Raw genomic sequence first — 996 nt, 5'->3', positions numbered from 1 at the left:
CAGCGTGGCGGCCGAGCAACTGCTGCCCCTGAGCCTGGCCGGCGAAGAAGGCGTGTCCCGGCCCTACGCCTACCAGCTCACCTGTCTGTCCCCGGACGGGGCCATCGAACTCAAGACCCTGCTCGGCCTGCCGGCCCGCATCGGCATCCTCGACGCCGCCGGCGCCGAGTCCTTGCGCTGCGGCGTGGTGTCCAAAGTGGAAAGCCTGGGCTCGGACGGCGGTTTCAGCCGTTATCAGCTCACCATCGAACCGCCGTTCGCGCTGCTGCGTCATCGCGTCAGCTCGCGGGTGTTCCAGGACCTGTCGGTGCCGGACATCGTCAAACAGATCCTGGCCGAGCATCAGCAAGCCAACCCGGTGTTCGCCCGGGTGCAGACGCTGGAGTTCAAGACCGGCGCGGCGTCCCCGCGCAGCTACTGCCTGCAATACCGCGAATCCGATTACGACTTCATCGTGCGGCTGCTGCACGAAGAGGGCTACGCCTGGCGTTTCGATCACCTCGACGGTGACACTCCCCAGGTGCAACTGGTCGCCTTCGACGACCCCTACAGCCTGCCGCCGGCCGGCGTCGAGCGCGTGCGTTTCCACCGCAGCGACGCCACCGAGGCCGAGGACGGCCTGACCGAGTGGAACGCCCAGCGCCAGATCGTCCCCGGCGCGGTGGCGCTGGCCAGTTTCGACTACCAACCTGTTAGCACCCAGCACAGCGGCGACGACAGCCGCATTGATCAAGGCCAGAACGGCAAGGCGCTGCAGTCTTCCTTGCACGACTACGACCCGCAATCGCTGTACTACGCCGGCGACGCCGACCAGCTCAGCCACTACGCCCAACTGCGCCAGCAAGCGCATGACCTCAAGGCCAAGCAATTCAGCGGCGGCGGCTCGGTGCGCGGCCTGGCCGCCGGCCAATGGTTTCGCCTGGACGACCACCCGGCCCACGACGGCGACAGCAGCGAACAGCGCGAATTCGTCGTCACCCGCCAAACCCTGAGCGC

At 67.5% G+C, this 996-nt stretch carries 1 protein-coding gene; it reads left to right on the top strand.

Translation table 11 applies throughout. The features are described from left to right. A partial coding sequence (locus ACUXV1_RS23205; protein ID WP_446016769.1) for a type VI secretion system Vgr family protein occupies positions 1-996 on the top strand: 996 nt, incomplete at both ends.

The organism is Chromobacterium sp. W521 (assembly GCF_052805975.1).
Note: the sequence above shows the minus strand (reverse complement) of the source record. Positions and strands in the feature narration are given on the sequence as shown.